Consider the following 15,376-nt stretch of genomic DNA (forward strand, 5'->3'; position numbering starts at 1 on the left):
GCACGGGACCCGCGACCCCGGGTCCCGCCGATCCAGCCCACCCGGCCCCGCCGTGCCCCCGGTGGGGAGACCACCGCCGCCCCCCATGAGGGGGACTGCCGTGTCCTCTGCGATCCCCCGTGACGCGACCCCTCACGACGACGACTCCGCCGCCCTCGCCGCCCTCGGCTACGAATCGCGCTTCAAGCGGGACATGAGCCTGTGGGCCAACTTCTCGCTCGGCTTCACCTACCTGTCGCCCGTGGTCGGCGTGTACGCGCTGTTCGCGTTCTCGCTGGCCACCGGCGGACCCCCGATGATCTGGAGCTTCCTGGTCGCCGGGGTCGGCCAGCTCCTGGTCGCCCTGGTGTTCGGGGAGATCGTGTCCCAGTACCCGGTCAGCGGCGGTCTGTACCCGTGGGCGCGCCGCCTGTGGGGCCGCCGCTGGGCCTGGATGAGCGGCTGGATCTACCTGGTCGCCCTGCTCGTCACGATCGCCAGCGTGGCCTACGGCGCCGGTCCCTACGCCGCCGCGCTGCTGGGAGCCGAGCCGGCGGTCGACACCACGATCGGCTGCGCGCTGGCCATCCTGGTGCTGGCCACGGTCGTCAACTTCGCCGGCACCCGCACCCTCGCCCGCGCCGCGATCATCGGGTTCGCCGCCGAGCTGGTCGGCGCCCTGGCCGTCGGCGGCTGGCTGCTGCTCACCGAACGGCACCACGGCCTCGGCGCGCTGTTCGACGACTTCGGCGCGGCCGGGACCGGCTCCTACGCGGCGGCGTTCCTGGCCGCCGGGCTGATCGGCGTCTTCCAGTACTACGGCTTCGAGGCGTGCGGGGACGTCGCCGAGGAGGTCCGCGACCCGGCCCGCCGCATCCCCAGGGCCATGCGCATGACCATCTACGTCGGCGGGGCCGCGGCCACGTTCGTCGCGCTGGCGCTGACGCTGTCGGTGGCCGACTTCGGCGCGGTGGTCTCCGGCCGGGACGCCGACCCGGTCACCACCTCGCTGACCGCCGCGTTCGGCTCGGGCGGGACCAAGGTGGTGCTCGGCATCGTGCTGATCTCGTTCGTGTCCTGCGCGATGAGCCTCCAGGCGGCCGCGAGCCGCCTGCTGTACGCCTACGCCCGCGACGACATGATCGCGGGCAGCGGGGCGCTGCGGCGCCTGTCGCCGACCCGCCACGTGCCGCCGTACGCGCTGCTGGTCACGGCCGTGGTCCCGGCGCTGGTGGTGCTGGGCTCCAAGCTGTCCGAGGACGCCCTCACCAAGATCATCTCCTTCGCGTCGCTCGGCATCTACATGGGCTTCCAGATGGTGGTGCTGGCGGCGCTGCGGGCCCGGACGAGGGGATGGCGTCCCGCCGGGCCGTTCACGCTCGGCCGCTGGGGCCTGCCGGTCAACGTGCTGGCGCTGGCGTACGGCGTGTCGGCGATGGTCAACATGGCCTGGCCGCGCACCCCGGAGGGGCCCTGGTACGACAACTGGATCGTCGTGCTGTCCGGCCTCGTCGTCGTCGCGCTGGGCGCGGTCTACATGGCCCTGACCCGGCACCATGGACGCGGCGACGCGCCCGCGGGCGACGCCGTCCCGGCGACCGCCGCCGAGCCGCGCCCCCAGACGGCCCACTGAGACAACGCGTTCCGAGAGGCGACCCATCCGATGTACTTCGACATCGCCGACCCTTCCTTCTCCGTGCAGTCCGAGCAGGTGCGGAAGGCCCGTGACGAGAACTGGTACGCCGAGACCAACTACGGCGTCGCCGTGCTGCGCTATGAGGAGACCCGCCTCCTGCTGCGGCACCCCAAGCTGCGGCAGGGCAGCGCCAGATGGCCCGCGCACCACGGCATCACCAGCGGCCCGTTCGCCGACTGGTGGGCCAACTGGGTGCTCAACAAGGAGGGCGAGGAACACCACCGGCTGCGCCGCCTGATGAACCCGGCGTTCTCCCGCCGCCTCATCGACGGCCTCGTGCCGCGCTTCCAGGCCCTGGCCGCCGAGCTGGTCGACGGCTTCGCCGAACCGGGGCGCTGCGAGTTCATGTCCGAGTTCGCCTCTCCGTACGCGGCCCGCGTGATCGCCATCATGCTCGGCCTGCCCGAGGAGGAGTGGCCGGTCCTGGCGCGCGACTCGGCGACGATCGGCCTGGCGATGGGCGTCACCCTCCGCGAGGACCTGCCCAGGATCGAGGCCGCGCTGGACAGCCTCTACGGCTACGTGGACGAGGCGGTGGACCGGCGGCGCAGCGACCCGCGCGACGACTTCGTCACCCGCATCATGCGGGCCCAGCGCGACGAGGACCGGCTCACCGCGACCGAGCTGCGCGACTCCCTCGTCCTGCTGATCTTCGGCGGGTACGACACCACCCGCAACCAGCTCGGCCTGGCCATGCAGACGTTCCTGGACCACCCCGACCAGTGGCGGCTGCTGGCCGAGCGCCCCGACCTGGGCCCCGCGGCCGTCGAGGAGGTCATGCGGGTCAACCCCACCGTCACGTGGGTGACCCGGGAGGCGCTGGAGGACTTCACCTTCCAGGGCCTCGACATCGCCGCGGGCACCACCCTGCACCTGTTCACCGAGGCGTCCGGCACCGACCCGCGCGCCGTGCCCGACGGCCGGTTCGACATCACCGCCGAACGCCCGCCGCACTTCGGGTTCGGCGGCGGCGCCCACCACTGCCTGGGCCACTTCGTCGCCCGCAGCGACATGAGCGAGGCCCTGCCGCTGCTGGCCCGCCGCATGCGCGACCCGCGCCCCGGCGGCCCGTCGCGCTGGCTGCCGCGCAGCGGCAACACCGGCCCGATCGAACTGCCCGTCGCGTTCACCCCCGCCGAGTAGAAGGAGACGCCATGAAGGTCACCGTCGACCTGGACAAGTGCCAGGACCACGGCCAGTGCGCGATCGCCGCGCCCGAGGTCTTTCGCATCAACGACGAGGGCAGGCTCGAATTCGATGACGCGCCCGCCGAGGAACTGCGCGACGCCGTCGAGGAGGCCGCCGACGTGTGCCCCGTCCAGGCCATCCTCATCGAGGACTGATGGCCGCGCACGTCGTCGTGGCCGGGGCGGGGATGGCGGGGCTGCGCGCGGCCGAGCGGTTGCGCGCGGAGGGCTGGGACGGCGCCGTCACCGTCGTCGGCGCCGAGCCCCACCCGCCCTACAACCGGCCGCCGCTGTCGAAGGAGGTGCTGGCCGGACGCGCGGACGCCGGCGCGACCGCGCTCCGGCGGCGCGGAAGCGTCGAGGACGTGTGCTGGGAGCTGGGCCGCCGCGTCGTGGCCGCGTCCCTGGCCGACCGCGCGCTCACCCTGGACGACGGCCGCCGGCTCGCCTACGACGGGCTGGTCGTCGCGACCGGCCTACGCCCGCGCCGCCTGGCCGTTCCGGGCCCGGCCGCCGGCCGCCACGTGCTGCGCACGCTGGACGACGCCCTCGCCCTGCGCGCCGAGCTGGCCCCGGGACGCCGCGTCGTGGTCGTGGGGGCGGGGTTCGTCGGCTGCGAGGTCGCCGCCACCGCGCGCGGCCACGGCTGCCGGGTCACCGTCGTCGAACCGCTCCCGGTGCCGATGGAACGCGCGATCGGCCCCGAGCTGGGGGAGGCGCTGCGCCGCCGTCACGAGGAGCGCGGCGTGCGCTTCCTGACCGGGCGCGCCGTCACCGCGTTCGCGCCGGGCGCGGTCGTCCTCGACGACGGCCGGACCGTGCCCGCCGACGTCGTCGTCGAGGCGATCGGCTCGGTCCCCAACGTCGAATGGCTCGACGGCAACGGCCTCGACCTGTCCGACGGCGTGCTGTGCGACGACCGGATGCGCGTGGAGGGCCGACCCGAGGTGGTGGCGGTCGGCGACGTGGCGCGCTTCCCCAACCCCCGCTACGACGACGTGCCGCGCCGGGTGGAGCACTGGTGCGTCCCCGCCGACACCGCCCGGCGCGCCGCCGCGACCCTCGCCGCGCACCTGGCGGGACGCCCGCTCGACGACGCGCCGTTCGCCCCGCTGCCGTCGTTCTGGAGCGACCAGTACGACCTGCGCCTGCAGAGCTTCGGCATGCCCGCGCTCGGCGACCGCCGGGTGCCGCTCGAAGGCGACGCCCACGCGCTCACCGGGGGCGTGGCGATGGCCTACCACCGCGACGACCGCCCCGTGGGCGTGGTGCTCATCGGCGTGCCCGCGTCCCGGCACCGGCACTACCGCGAACTCGTGACCGCTTCCTGACGAGAGGTCTGTCCCCATGTCCCTGACCCGCCCACCGGCCGCCCCGGCGGCCACCCCGCTGGACGAGCACCGGGAACGCAACGCCGACGACGCGGCGGCGCGCGACATCCAGGCCCGGATCGAGGAGGCCGGGGTCGAGTTCGTCTACTACCAGACCGTGTCCCTGACCGGCCGCGTCCTCGGCAAGGTCGTGCCCGCGCGCCACCTGCGCCGCAACCTGGAACGCGGCGTGAACATGCACCGCACCGTCATGGCCGACTTCCAGGTCACCCGGTCCGGCGACCTGCTCGGCGGCGGTCCCGAGGCGGCCGAGTTCACCGCCCTGCCCGACCTGGACACCTTCGCCGTGCTGCCCTGGGACCGCACGGTCGCGCGGTTCCTCTGCCGGACCTACGAGCCCGACCACCTCCCCGAGGTCGGCGGGCGCCCGCTGGCCGCCGACGCGCGCGGCAACCTCAGGCGCGTGCACGCCGCGTTCACCGAACGCACCGGCCTGCACCTGCGCAGCGGCTGCGAGCCCGAGATGACCTGGACCGGGCCCGGCCTGGAGGTGTTCGTCCGGCCCGGCACCAGCCCGGCCTACCACGCCGACTGCCTGGAACTGATGCGGCCGATCTACCAGAAGGTGATCCGGTACGCCCAGGAGCTCGGCCTGGACATGATCGAGGGCGACTACGAGGACCCCGGCCAGCTCGAACTCAACTGGGGCTTCGACCACGCCGACCGCACCGCCGACCGCCTGGTCACCTACCGGCAGATCTGCCGCCAGGTCGCCCGCGAGCTGGGCGTCACCGCCAGCTTCATGCCCAAGCCGGCCACCGGGATGATGGGCAACGGCTGCCACCACAACCTCAGCGTCTGGCGCGGCGAGGAGAACGTGCTCGCCGACCCGGCGGTCCGCGAACTGCACCTGACCGAGACCGGAAGGCACGTGCTCGGCGGCATCCTGGCGCACGCCGCCGGATCGATGGCGGTCATGGGGCAGACCGTCAACTCCTACAAGCGGTACTGGGACGCCGGGCAGTTCGCGCCCGCCCAGATCAACTGGGGCATGGACAACAAGACCTGCACGGTGCGGCTGTCGGCCAACGGGCGGCTGGAGGACAAGCTGCCCGACGCCGCCGTCAACCCGTACCTGTCGCACGCCGTCCTGATCGCCGCCATCGCCGACGGGCTCGACAACGCCATCGACCCGGGCCCACCGCACGCGGGCAGCAGCTACGACGGCGACGAGTCCGGGTTCGGGCCGCTGCCGCTGACGCTGCGCGAGGCCCTGGACGCGTTCGTCGGCGACAGGGTCGTCCGGTCGGCCATGCCCGAGGAGATGGCCGCGCTGTTCCTGGCGCTGAAGTCGGACGAGTGGGCGCGGTTCTGCGGCGCCGTCACCGACTGGGAGCGCGAGATGTACACCGAGGCGATCCCGTGACCCCGCTCCGGCTGGCCTGCATCGACGCCGAGGCCCCGCCGCTCTTCCTGCGCAGCCCCGACGGCGTGACCCGCCGGGGGTACGAGCCCGACGCCGCCGCGCTGGTCGCCGAGGTGCTCGGCCGCCCGCTGGAGTGGGTCTTCACGCCGTGGGCCGAGATGATCCCGGCCGCGCGCGCCCACCGGGTGGACGGCGTCTGGTGCGGCCAGGGCATCACCGCGCGACGGCTGGCGCAGGTCGACTTCACCCGCCCGTACGCGATCTTCAACGAGTCGGTGCTGGTCCGGCCCGGCGCGGGCGTCGCGGGGCCGCGGGACCTGCGCGGACGGCGCGTCGCCGCGATCGCCGGGAGCACGAACATGGCGCTGGCCGAGACGTTCCCCGGCGCGGTCACCGTGCCGTTCGGCGGCGACACCGACGACGTGTTCGGCGACATGCTCGCCGCGCTGCGCCGCGGCGAGGTCGACGCGGTGGTGGACGACGACGTGGTGTTCGCCCCGCTCGACGACGACCCGGACTTCGAGGTCGCGTTCACCGTGCCGACCGGCAACCGCTGGGGCGTCGCGGTGGCCAAGGACCGCCCCGACGTCCTCGCCGCGATCGACGGCGCGCTCGCCACGGTGATCGCCGACGGGCGGCTGGAGAAGGCGTGGCGCGCCTGGATGCCGGGCCTCGACTACCCGCTGGGCGAGGGGTGAGCCGGTGCGTCCGCTGATCGCCGTGGCCGGGCTGCGCTCGCCGCGCATCGAGGGCCTGCGGTTCGACGGCGTCGTCGCCGCCGCCGCCGTCCTGGAGGCCGTCCACCGCGCCGGAGGCGAGCCCGCGATCCTCTACCACGGGAGGCCCGGGGACCTTCCCGGGCGGCTGGCGCGCTTCGACGGCGTCGTGCTGCCCGGCGGCCGCGACATGAACCCCAGGCGCTACGGGGCGCGGCCCCACGAGCGCACCGAGCCGCCCGACGACGTCCAGGACGAGGCCGACCTCGCCGTCGTCCGCGCCGTCCTCGCCCGCGGCATGCCGATGCTGGCGATCTGCCGGGGCATGCAGGTGCTCAACGTCGCGTGCGGAGGCACGCTGGTGCAGCACCTGCCCGACACCGGCGTCACCCACCTGGGCGCGTTCCACGAGGTGACGTTGGACCCCGGCAGCCGCACCGCCCGCGTCCTCGGGGCCGACACCGTGTCGGTCTCCTCGTACCACCACCAGGCCGTCGACGAGGTCGGCCGCGGCCTGCGCGTCGTCGGCCGCGCCCCCGACGGGTGCGTGGAGGCCCTCGAACACGACCTGGCCCCGGTGCTGGCCGTGCAGTGGCACCCCGAGGACGACGCCGAGACGACCCCGTACGAGCAGGCCCTCTTCGACGCGGTCGTCGAGGACGCCGCCCGTCACCGGCTGGAGGAACTCCCATCATGATCGACGTTGAAGCGTTCGTCGACGGCGAGCGCGTCCCCGCGGTCAGCGGGCGCACGTTCGACTGCGTGTCACCCCGCGACGGCCGGGTGATCGCCCGCGTGGCCGAGGGCGACGCCGCCGACATCGACGCGGCGGTGGCCGCGGCGCGCGCCGCGTTCGAGGACGGCCGCTGGCGCGACCTGCACCCGCGCGACCGCCGCCGGGTGCTGCAACGCCTCGCCGGCCTGATCGACGACAACCGCGTGGAACTGGCGCGCCTGGAGACCCTGGACATGGGCAAGCCCGTCTCCGACGCGCTCTCGGTGGACCTGCGCGTCACCGTGCAGACCTTCGAGTTCTTCGCCGAGGCGATCGACAAGCGGTACGACGAGGTCGCGCCCACCGACCGCCGCACCCTGGCGACGATCACGCGTGAGCCGCTGGGCGTGGTCGCCGCCGTCGTCCCGTGGAACTTCCCGCTCATGCTGGCCGCGTGGAAGGTGGCGCCCGCCCTGGCCGCCGGCAACTCGGTCGTGCTGAAACCGGCCGAGCAGTCGCCGCTGACCGCGCTGCGGCTGGGCGAGCTGGCGGCGGAGGCGGGGGTGCCGCCGGGCGTGCTCAACGTCGTGCCCGGCTTCGGCCCGACCGCCGGGGCGGCGCTCGGCCGCCACCCGGACGTGGACGCGGTCACGTTCACCGGCTCGGGCGAGGTCGGGCGGATGTTTCTGCGCTACGCCGCCGACTCCAACCTCAAGCAGGTGTCGCTGGAACTCGGCGGCAAGAGCCCGCAGATCGTCCTGCGGGACGCCCCCGACACCGAGACGCTCGCCAAGGCCGTCGTCGACGGGATCTTCTTCAACCAGGGCGAGGTGTGCTCGGCCGGGTCGCGGCTGCTCGTGCACCGTTCCCGCAAGGACGAGCTGGTGGACGCCGTGGTGCGCGCGTCCGAGGCGATGCGCCCGGGCGACCCGCTCGACCCGGGCACCACCATGGGCGCCCTGGTCGAGAAGGCCCACATGGAACGCGTCCTCGGCCACCTGGACACCGCCCGGCAGGAGGGCGCGGTCACGCTCGCCGGCGGCAACCGCGTACTGGAGGAGACCGGCGGCTACTACGTCGAGCCGACCGTGCTCGACGCCGTCACGCCGGGGATGCGGGCCGCGCAGGAGGAGATCTTCGGCCCCGTGCTGGCGGTGCTACCGTTCGACGACGAGGACGAGGCGATCCGCCTCGCCAACGGCACCCCGTACGGGCTGGCCGCCGCCGTGTGGACGCGCGACCTGTCCAAGGCGCACCTGATGGCCCGCGCGATCCGCGCGGGCACGGTCTGGGTGAACTGCTTCGACGCCAGCGACATCACCGTGCCGTTCGGCGGCTACGCCCAGTCCGGCTTCGGCCGCGACAAGTCGCTGCACGCCCTCGACAAGTACACCCAACTGAAGACCACCTGGATCCAACTGTGACCCCCACCCGACAACACGAAAGCCCACAGCGGGCGGCGCTGCGGCTGTTCTGTAGGGGATCTCGTTCGCCTAGCCCAAACGGAATCGAAGTGCGGCCAACCTGCGGGCGGCGGGTGCGAGCGCGGCGGCCAGGCGTTGGCGGTCGGGCTCGGGCAGGCCGCCCAGATCATCGTCGAGATCGGCGAGCAGGTCGGCCACCACCTCGTCGGCCAACACGGCGGTGTCGGCGGCCGGGCCGAGCTTGCTGCGGGCCGCGTCCACCCGCGGCGGGGTGAGCCGCTCCACCGCGGCCGCCAGCAGCCAGGGCGGCACTCCCGTCACTCCGCCGGGTGGCGGCACGAACGGCCGCGCGCCGTTGTAGCGGGCGTCCTCGGCGAAGTCGGGGTGCTTGACCTTCAGCACCGGCCGCGGCCCTCGCCTGGTGTCCCAGGGGCCGGCGGGCTTGAGGACGTAGCCTTCGGCGCGGTTGCCGGGCAGTTCCGGAAGGCCCAGTGCGCCGGGCACTCGCGTCGGGAAGTCGACCGCCAGCTCCCTGAGCTGCTGCCGAGGGCCTTGCCCCAGCAGCGGCACGCACTGCAAGCCCACACAGGACATCAGGTCCGTCAGCTCGGCGCGGCTCATCCAGCGCGTCCCGACGGCGCCGTCGAACGCCAGCCACACCAGGTCAGGGCTGTACCACACGCCGGTCTGCACCGGGCCGATACCCTCGACCGGCGCTATCTGCGGATGCGGATAGCCTCCACCGGCCAGCTCCCCGTACAAGACCACGTCCTGCCCGACCTCCCGGGCCGCGGCCGCCGCCGCTGTCGCCAGGACCGGCCACAGACGCGTCACCCCGAAGAACGTCTCCAGTCGCTCCTCGTCCAACAGCCCGCGCCGCCCGGCGGCCCGCGCCGTCCGGCCGTCGCTGACCAGCGCCAGATGCGCGCCGTGCACCTTCTCCTCGGCGACCCAGGTCCCACCGGGCAACGGCCCGTCACCGAACCGCTGCGGGATCTTCGGATACCACACGGCCCCGCCCCCACTCCGCACCCGACCACCCGGGACACTCCGCAGGCAGCCTCTCCGACGCCCACCCGAAGATCAACTCATTTCCGGACCCCGGGCGGCACGTCTCCGAACGTTCGGTTCACAGGCTCCCCGGGGACGAGCTCACCCTGGCAAGAACGTGGTGACGTGGCCGGCCGACGATGTGTTCGGCGCGGACACGGACCTGGGCGAGAGCAGACGGAACCTGCCAGCCCCGATGCCGCAGATCAGCGGTGTCGCTCGAACTCATCGACAAACGTCGCCGCTACACGTGAACGACACCAGCTGATGGCGCCCTCGGAGAGGAAGCAAGTCCGGATAGGCGCGTGGAGACAGCCGTCTCCTCATCGCTTTCAGACGACCGCTCCTCAGGTGACGCAGACCCGCCCTTCGGCCCGCTCTCCTCAATCGCCGTCGACGAAGCAGACCAGTCCGCCGTAGCAGTCGTTGGGGAAGCGCACCCACCGCGCCTTCGACGATCCCAGGCCTGCTGTAGGCGGCGGGGCGTTCGTGATCCGCTCCCACAAGCTGCGCTTGGAGAGGTGCCGCGTGAGTGCGCCGAGATGCTGGCCGAGGCTCTGGCCTGGGAAAGCAGTGGAGCGGGCAACGGGAATCGAACCCGCGTAACCAGTTTGGAAGAAAAATTCCTGTCCAACCCACCTCCTCATCGACTTGCCGATTTCTTGCTGACCTGTAGGTCAGGGCCATGATGATCGTGTCGGGAAATCCATTCCCGTGTCACTCTGTCGCTCATGATCCAGTGGCAAATAAGTGACAAACGACCTTCCCCTCAAGGAGGTTCGAAGGGGCTTCGCTCGAAAGCGTCGAAGCAGGAACGGCAAGACCCGCTACCAGGCCCTCTGTGAGGACGCGTGCGGCATCTGCCAGACGGCCGGCACCTACGCCACCCTCAAGGAAAGCCGACAAGGCCTGGCAGTGCGCCCAACCACGCATCGCAGAAGGAGAACGAGGAGATCGAAGACGCGCTAGACAGAGGCTCCGCGTCTACGTGGAGGCGACCCGGCTGCCCAACCACCGCATCGAGGAGAGTGCCCGGCAGGATTATGTCTACGTGATCAACGCATACATCATGCCGTTCTTCGGCGGGATGCGACTTCTTGGCCATTGCATACGGTGACGAGAAAGTCAAAGTGCTGAGCCTATTCAGTCGCTTCCTGATAACGATTAACGAAACCGCAATTGACCAGGGTGCCTCCTATGGCGAAGATGACAGAAAGCACGACTGTCACCTACGCCCTTGGACTCGGCCTCAGAGTTGCGTGAGGCGATCTGGCGTGGCCCAGGCCCGAATCAGGAGCTGACCCGAACGAACGGCCTAAGGGAACGCTATGAACGAGATCAAGATGTTCTGCCCGGGCTCGCTGAAGATGCATCCGGCCGGTGCGACCCGCGGTGCGGCCTCCTCGTCCCGGAGGGAGAGGGGGATCGGTGGCGCGGTGTCCCGGTGGCCTGCTCGCTGACCGGCGAGGCGGTGGCCGAACGGGTCGGCCGGTGGCGGCAGATTCTGGACGGCGCCGAGCCGCGGGAGATCGACGGGGGCGTGCGGGTCACCCTGCCCGCCGACCGCGTCGCCGCACTGGCCGCGCTCGCCGCCGACGAGCAGCGGTGCTGCCCGTTCTTCGACTTCCGGCTCCATCTGGACGGCCCGGCGGTGCACCTGGAGGCGCGCGCCCCAGCGGAGGCCGCCGACCTGCTGGGGGAGCTGTTCACCCCCGCCTGACGATCATCTCTCGCGGGCCACTCACGATTTGCAGAGGCAGAACTCGTTGCCCTCGGGATCCTGCCAGACCTGCCAAAGGTCCTCATGGATTTCGCCGACGGGCGTCGCGCCCAAGGCGGAGGCGTGTGCGACCGCCCGCGCGAAGTCGGTGACGACCAGGTCCAGGTGGACGCGGTTCTTGACCGTCTTGGGCTCGGGGACCTTCTGTAGGGCCAGCCGTGGACCGAGGCTGACCCAGCCCTCCTCGCGACGGGTGATCTCCAGATCGAGCAAGCGGCTCCAGAACCCGGTAAGCAGATCGAGATCGGTCGCGTCGATGACGACGCCACCGAGCCGAATACCCATGTGACCCCTCCTGGCGATCCGAACGGTCGAGGGCCGACGGCTCGCCGTCGGGAACATTCATGATCGCAGCCACCGCGCCGCAAGCCGCGCCGGTTGCACACCGCCCAGAGCTATGACCACGACAAGTGCTAGATCGTTGATGGGAAATGTTGTGGCTGGTCAGTGGTCATAGGCAGTCAGTGAGCGTTTGACGGGTGCGTCGATCAGCCAGTTGTGCCAGATGGCGGCGTTGAGCGCCACGATGCGCTGGCTGATGCGCGCCCACAATCCCTCCATGGTGCGGGCGTGGTGGCGTTCCAGACCCAGCTGGTTCTTCAACGTCCAGATGACCGCCTCGATGCGTTGGCGCAACCAAGACGGGAACACCTGGCCAGGGGCGGGCTTGGGTTCGTCGTGGCGGCGGGGACGGATCAACCGGTATCCCAGCCGGGCCGCGGCCGCCTCGATGCCCGCCCCGGCAAAGCCCTTGTCGCACACGATCGGGCACGGCCCCTCGGCAGGCGGGCGCACCTGCAACAGGTGCAGCGCTTGTTTGCGTTCGTCCAGTTCCTTGGGGTGGGCCAGGCTGAAGGCACACACCGCGCCCTCGGCGGTGGTGACCAGCATCAGCTTGGCACCCCAGTAGAAGGCGTGGTGCGATTTGTCCATGCCGTAACCGGCGATCTCGCCCAGGTCTGAGCGGTTGACCGTGACCCGACAGGCGCCGCAGCGCACCGGGGTGCCATCCATCAGCCGCAGCCGTTCGTGCCAGGTGGGGGTGGCACGAGCCAGCCACATCGCGACCGCCGACAGCACCGGCCCCAGATCGCGCAGGTGCCGGTTGTACTGGGCCTGGCAGGGCAGCCGGGGGAACAGGTGCCCGATCCGGGCCGGCGCGATCCGCAACCAGCGTCGTTCCTCATCACAGCGCAGCAGGACCTGGGCGACCGCCACACAGACCAACTCGGCGTCGGTCAGGGTCGGCCGACGGCCCCGCCGCTGCTTGCGCGATGGCAGGACGTGATCGTCCAGATGAACGTAGAGTGCGGTCAGAAGGGCGTCCAAGTCAGTCTTCACACACCGACGATGGGCGCCCTTCCCCATGCCCGCACCCGGTTCAGCAATTTCCCATCAACGATCTAGCGGCTGCTGTGCGAGTGCGGGAGCGGTAGCGGCGGGCCGCGCCCGCTGCGGCACCGCACACGGCCCGGGCCTGGGCGGGTGCGTTGGTTGGTGGAGCGCACCTTCGCCTGGCTGCACCAGGTCCGAGGCCTGCGCATCGATTCCGAGCGCCGTGCTGGCCTGCACCAAGCGTTGTTGGAGTTGCCTGCGCCATCATTTGCCTTCGGCGCCTCCGCAACTCATTCTGAAACCTACTTTTAGAGGGAGTTTCGTGGCTTTATCTGGCGATTGATGGGGTTTTCGGGTGGCCGTCGATGGCCTTACGAAAGTAGCCAGCGGGTGCCGAAGCCACCCATGGGAGAGCGGAGACAGAGGCGGTTCTATTTCGACCGACTACTTCCGTCTCATCCCAAAGTGCCCTTTGGCGGGCTTGGCGTCCCTGCCGGTTCGGGCATACGGCTGGGTATCTCGTCTCGAACGGCGTACCTCCTGGTTATGGACGGACGTCGTCGTTACCCCAGTGATCTGTCCGACGCCCGCTGGGCGTTGATCGAGCCGACCCTGACCGCCTGGCCGCCGCGCTGGGCATCGGCCGCCCACCCGAGCACGACCTGCGCGCCATCATGGACGCGATCCTGTACGTCGACCGGACCGGCATCCCCTGGCGCTACCTGCCGCACGACTATCCACCCTGGCAGACCGTGTACGCCCACTTCGCCAAGTGGCAGACCGATGGGATATTTCGCTCAGCTCACCGGGCTGTTGCGCGGCCAGGTCCGCCACCAGGAAGGGCACCGGCCCGAGCCCAGCGCCTGCATCCTGGACTCCCAGAGCATCAAGACCTCGGTCGATGTACCGATCTCCAGCCAAGGCACCGACGCCGGGAAGAAGATCGTGGGCCGCAAGCGGAACATCGTCACCGACTCGCTCGGGCTGCTGCTGGCAGTGCTGGTCACCGCGGCCAGCGTCCAGGACGGCACCGCCGGCCGCCAACCGCTGAACACCGTGGCCGCCGAACATCCCACGATCGCCAAGGCGTGGGCCGACACCGCCTACCGCACCAAGGTCGTCGACCACGCCGCCACCTTGGGTATCGACCTGGAAACCATCCGCCGCGACCCCGCCACCAGGGGCTTTGTGCCCCTGCCCCGGCGCTGGATAGTGGAGCGAACCTTCGGCTGGTTGATGTTCCACCGCCGCCTGGCCCGCGACTACGAGACCCTGCCCGCCCGCTCCGAAGCCATGATCCACGTCGCGATGATCGACCTGATGACCCGCCGCCTCACCAGCGAGAACACTGTCACCTGGCGGGACACTTGACACCACAGAGGCAGGACAAAACTCCCACTCAGAGGCTGTCTCAAGCCCTCATGATCGCTAGAGGATTGAAGAGGGTTTCTTCCCAAGCGGCGTCGGCGGCATCGTCGCTGCTGGTCACAGACGGGTTCGTTGAAGAGCCGATGTCTGTGCCGGGGGCCTCGTAGGGTCGGTGTCATGGCTGATGATCAGCAGCAGGTCGTCTCAGTGTCGCTCCGGCGTCGGGTGGTGATGGCGGCGCTGGCGGTGGTCGAGGCGATGGTGGCGGGTTGGGTGGCGTGGACGGGTTGGCCGGGAAGGACCTGGCGGCGGCGCTGGACACCGTCCGCGGCCGCGCGCTGGCGGTCGGGACGGGGTTGCTGGCGGCGGTGGCGATCTACTACACCGCCAACAACGCCGCCTCGGCGCGCCGCTCAGCACAGGCGGCCCAGGACGGGGTGGCGGCGGCCCGCCGGTCGGCGGAGATGACCGAGGCCGCCCAGCGCCGCACTTTCGAGCTGACCGAGCAGGGACAAAACCGCGCGCACGAGCTGACCGAACGGGGCCAGCGCACCGACCGGTTCACGTGCGCCATGAGGCGCCCTGTTGTATCCCCGATCTAGTCGGGGGGAATTTGGAGGGAGATTCTCGGACCTGATGGCTTACCCAGACCGGAAATGGCGATGGGGACCATAGCATGCCAGAAAACCGGCGATCGGATCAGATGTCAGTGATGATGCGTCCGGGAGGTCCGCGTGATATGGCGAAAGCTGGATTGCCTGAACCCCAATCCCCAGAAGATTGAAGGTCGAATCCGCCGGAAAGGCATCTGACGCCGGCGCCGGTCCTGCAACGGGTTTGGTGAATGCCCGATGCAACCTCCAGGACGCGGAGCGATGCCCAGTGAGGGCATTCAAGGGGATGAATGGGGCGCCTAAGTCACGCTGTCACGTACAACAGGGACGAACATGGGATCGCCTACGGGAGGAGATCTTCCCATGGCGACGGAGGCCCCGTAGTAGTCGCCGGAGTAACGCCCGGCCGAGGAGGACGGGAAGACCGTCCGCAGGGCGAAGGGGGCCAGGTGATCGGACATCCAAGTCTCGGGAGGTATGCGAAATGCAGAACGCCGAAACGGTGCTGGGTGTCCTCCGTGAGCGCGGCAGGCGTGGCCTGCCGTGTAACGAACTGTATCGACAACTGTTCAACAAGAAGTTGTATCTGCTGGCCTACGGGCGTCTGTACTCAAACAAAGGAGCGATGACGCCCGGGGTCACCGGGGAAACTGTGGATGGCATGTCGCTGAGCACGATCGACCGCATCATCGACGCGTTGCGTCATGAGCGGTATCGGTGGAGCCCGGCCAAGAGGGTCTACATCCCGAAAAAAG

General features: G+C 70.7%; 14 protein-coding genes and 2 pseudogenes. 13 read left to right on the forward strand and 3 right to left on the reverse strand.

Annotated features, from left to right (window positions below):
• The first annotated feature begins 100 nt into the window (after positions 1-100).
• The 8 genes from AKI01S_RS06045 to AKI01S_RS06080 are packed head-to-tail and all read left to right on the forward strand — an operon-like array spanning position 101 to position 8,474.
• Positions 101-1,612: an APC family permease gene (locus AKI01S_RS06045; protein WP_245681495.1), complete on the forward strand. Its 1,512-nt coding sequence runs from the start codon at positions 101-103 to the stop codon at positions 1,610-1,612.
• 30 nt (positions 1,613-1,642) lie between these two features.
• A complete protein-coding gene (locus AKI01S_RS06050) occupies positions 1,643-2,818 on the forward strand; it encodes a cytochrome P450 (protein ID WP_067812770.1) in 1,176 nt (391 codons plus the stop codon).
• Positions 2,819-2,829: 11 nt separating this feature from the next.
• Entirely contained in the window at positions 2,830-3,018 is a 189-nt protein-coding gene (locus AKI01S_RS06055) for a ferredoxin (RefSeq protein WP_067812771.1), read from the forward strand.
• Positions 3,018-4,193 carry an NAD(P)/FAD-dependent oxidoreductase gene (locus AKI01S_RS06060; RefSeq protein WP_067812772.1) on the forward strand — a complete coding sequence of 392 codons (1,176 nt, stop codon included), beginning with the start codon at positions 3,018-3,020 and terminating at the stop codon, positions 4,191-4,193. Before AKI01S_RS06055 ends, AKI01S_RS06060 begins: the two co-directional genes overlap by 1 nt.
• Before the next feature lie 16 nt (positions 4,194-4,209).
• Positions 4,210-5,619, forward strand: coding sequence for a glutamine synthetase family protein (locus AKI01S_RS06065; protein WP_067812773.1), 1,410 nt, complete (start codon positions 4,210-4,212; stop codon positions 5,617-5,619).
• Entirely contained in the window at positions 5,616-6,317 is a 702-nt protein-coding gene (locus AKI01S_RS06070) for a substrate-binding periplasmic protein (RefSeq protein ID WP_067812774.1), read from the forward strand. Before AKI01S_RS06065 ends, AKI01S_RS06070 begins: the two co-directional genes overlap by 4 nt.
• A gap of 4 nt (positions 6,318-6,321) precedes the next feature.
• Positions 6,322-7,032: a gamma-glutamyl-gamma-aminobutyrate hydrolase family protein gene (locus tag AKI01S_RS06075; RefSeq protein ID WP_067812775.1), complete on the forward strand. Its 711-nt coding sequence runs from the start codon at positions 6,322-6,324 to the stop codon at positions 7,030-7,032.
• On the forward strand, positions 7,029-8,474 hold the full coding sequence (locus tag AKI01S_RS06080) for an aldehyde dehydrogenase (RefSeq protein WP_067812776.1): 1,446 nt from the start codon (positions 7,029-7,031) through the stop codon (positions 8,472-8,474). The genes AKI01S_RS06075 and AKI01S_RS06080 overlap by 4 nt, the downstream gene beginning before the upstream one ends.
• Positions 8,475-8,543: 69 nt before the next feature.
• On the opposite strand, the gene AKI01S_RS06085 is transcribed toward AKI01S_RS06080, so the two are convergent.
• A complete protein-coding gene (locus tag AKI01S_RS06085; RefSeq protein ID WP_067812777.1) occupies positions 8,544-9,485 on the reverse strand; it encodes an RNA ligase family protein in 942 nt (313 codons plus the stop codon).
• Between the two features lie 1,483 nt (positions 9,486-10,968).
• Between AKI01S_RS06085 and AKI01S_RS06090 the strand changes: the two genes are divergently transcribed.
• The gene (locus AKI01S_RS06090; RefSeq protein WP_067812778.1) at positions 10,969-11,244 is read left to right on the forward strand and encodes a hypothetical protein; all 276 of its coding nucleotides are present in this window, start codon (positions 10,969-10,971) and stop codon (positions 11,242-11,244) included.
• Between the two features lie 21 nt (positions 11,245-11,265).
• Here the strand turns inward: AKI01S_RS06090 and AKI01S_RS06095 are convergent, their stop codons facing one another.
• Positions 11,266-11,589 carry a VOC family protein gene (locus tag AKI01S_RS06095; RefSeq protein ID WP_067812779.1) on the reverse strand — a complete coding sequence of 108 codons (324 nt, stop codon included), beginning with the start codon at positions 11,587-11,589 and terminating at the stop codon, positions 11,266-11,268.
• A gap of 159 nt (positions 11,590-11,748) precedes the next feature.
• The gene (locus AKI01S_RS06100) at positions 11,749-12,645 is read right to left on the reverse strand and encodes a transposase (RefSeq protein WP_067812780.1); all 897 of its coding nucleotides are present in this window, start codon (positions 12,643-12,645) and stop codon (positions 11,749-11,751) included.
• 106 nt (positions 12,646-12,751) lie between these two features.
• On the opposite strand from AKI01S_RS06100, the pseudogene AKI01S_RS53220 reads away from it, so the two are divergent.
• The 4 genes and pseudogenes from AKI01S_RS53220 to AKI01S_RS48835 form a co-directional block, all read left to right on the forward strand.
• A pseudogene (locus tag AKI01S_RS53220) lies at positions 12,752-12,938 on the forward strand (transposase); the annotation flags it as partial.
• Positions 12,939-13,185: 247 nt separating this feature from the next.
• A pseudogene (locus tag AKI01S_RS06105) lies at positions 13,186-14,010 on the forward strand (IS5 family transposase).
• A gap of 275 nt (positions 14,011-14,285) precedes the next feature.
• Entirely contained in the window at positions 14,286-14,609 is a 324-nt protein-coding gene (locus tag AKI01S_RS52625) for a hypothetical protein (protein ID WP_067812781.1), read from the forward strand.
• 496 nt (positions 14,610-15,105) lie between these two features.
• The coding region (locus AKI01S_RS48835; RefSeq protein WP_439951657.1) for a hypothetical protein at positions 15,106-15,376 on the forward strand (271 nt) is incomplete at its 3' end.

The sequence above is a fragment of the Actinomadura kijaniata NBRC 14229 genome (genome assembly GCF_001552175.1).
GTDB lineage: Bacteria > Actinomycetota > Actinomycetes > Streptosporangiales > Streptosporangiaceae > Spirillospora > Spirillospora kijaniata.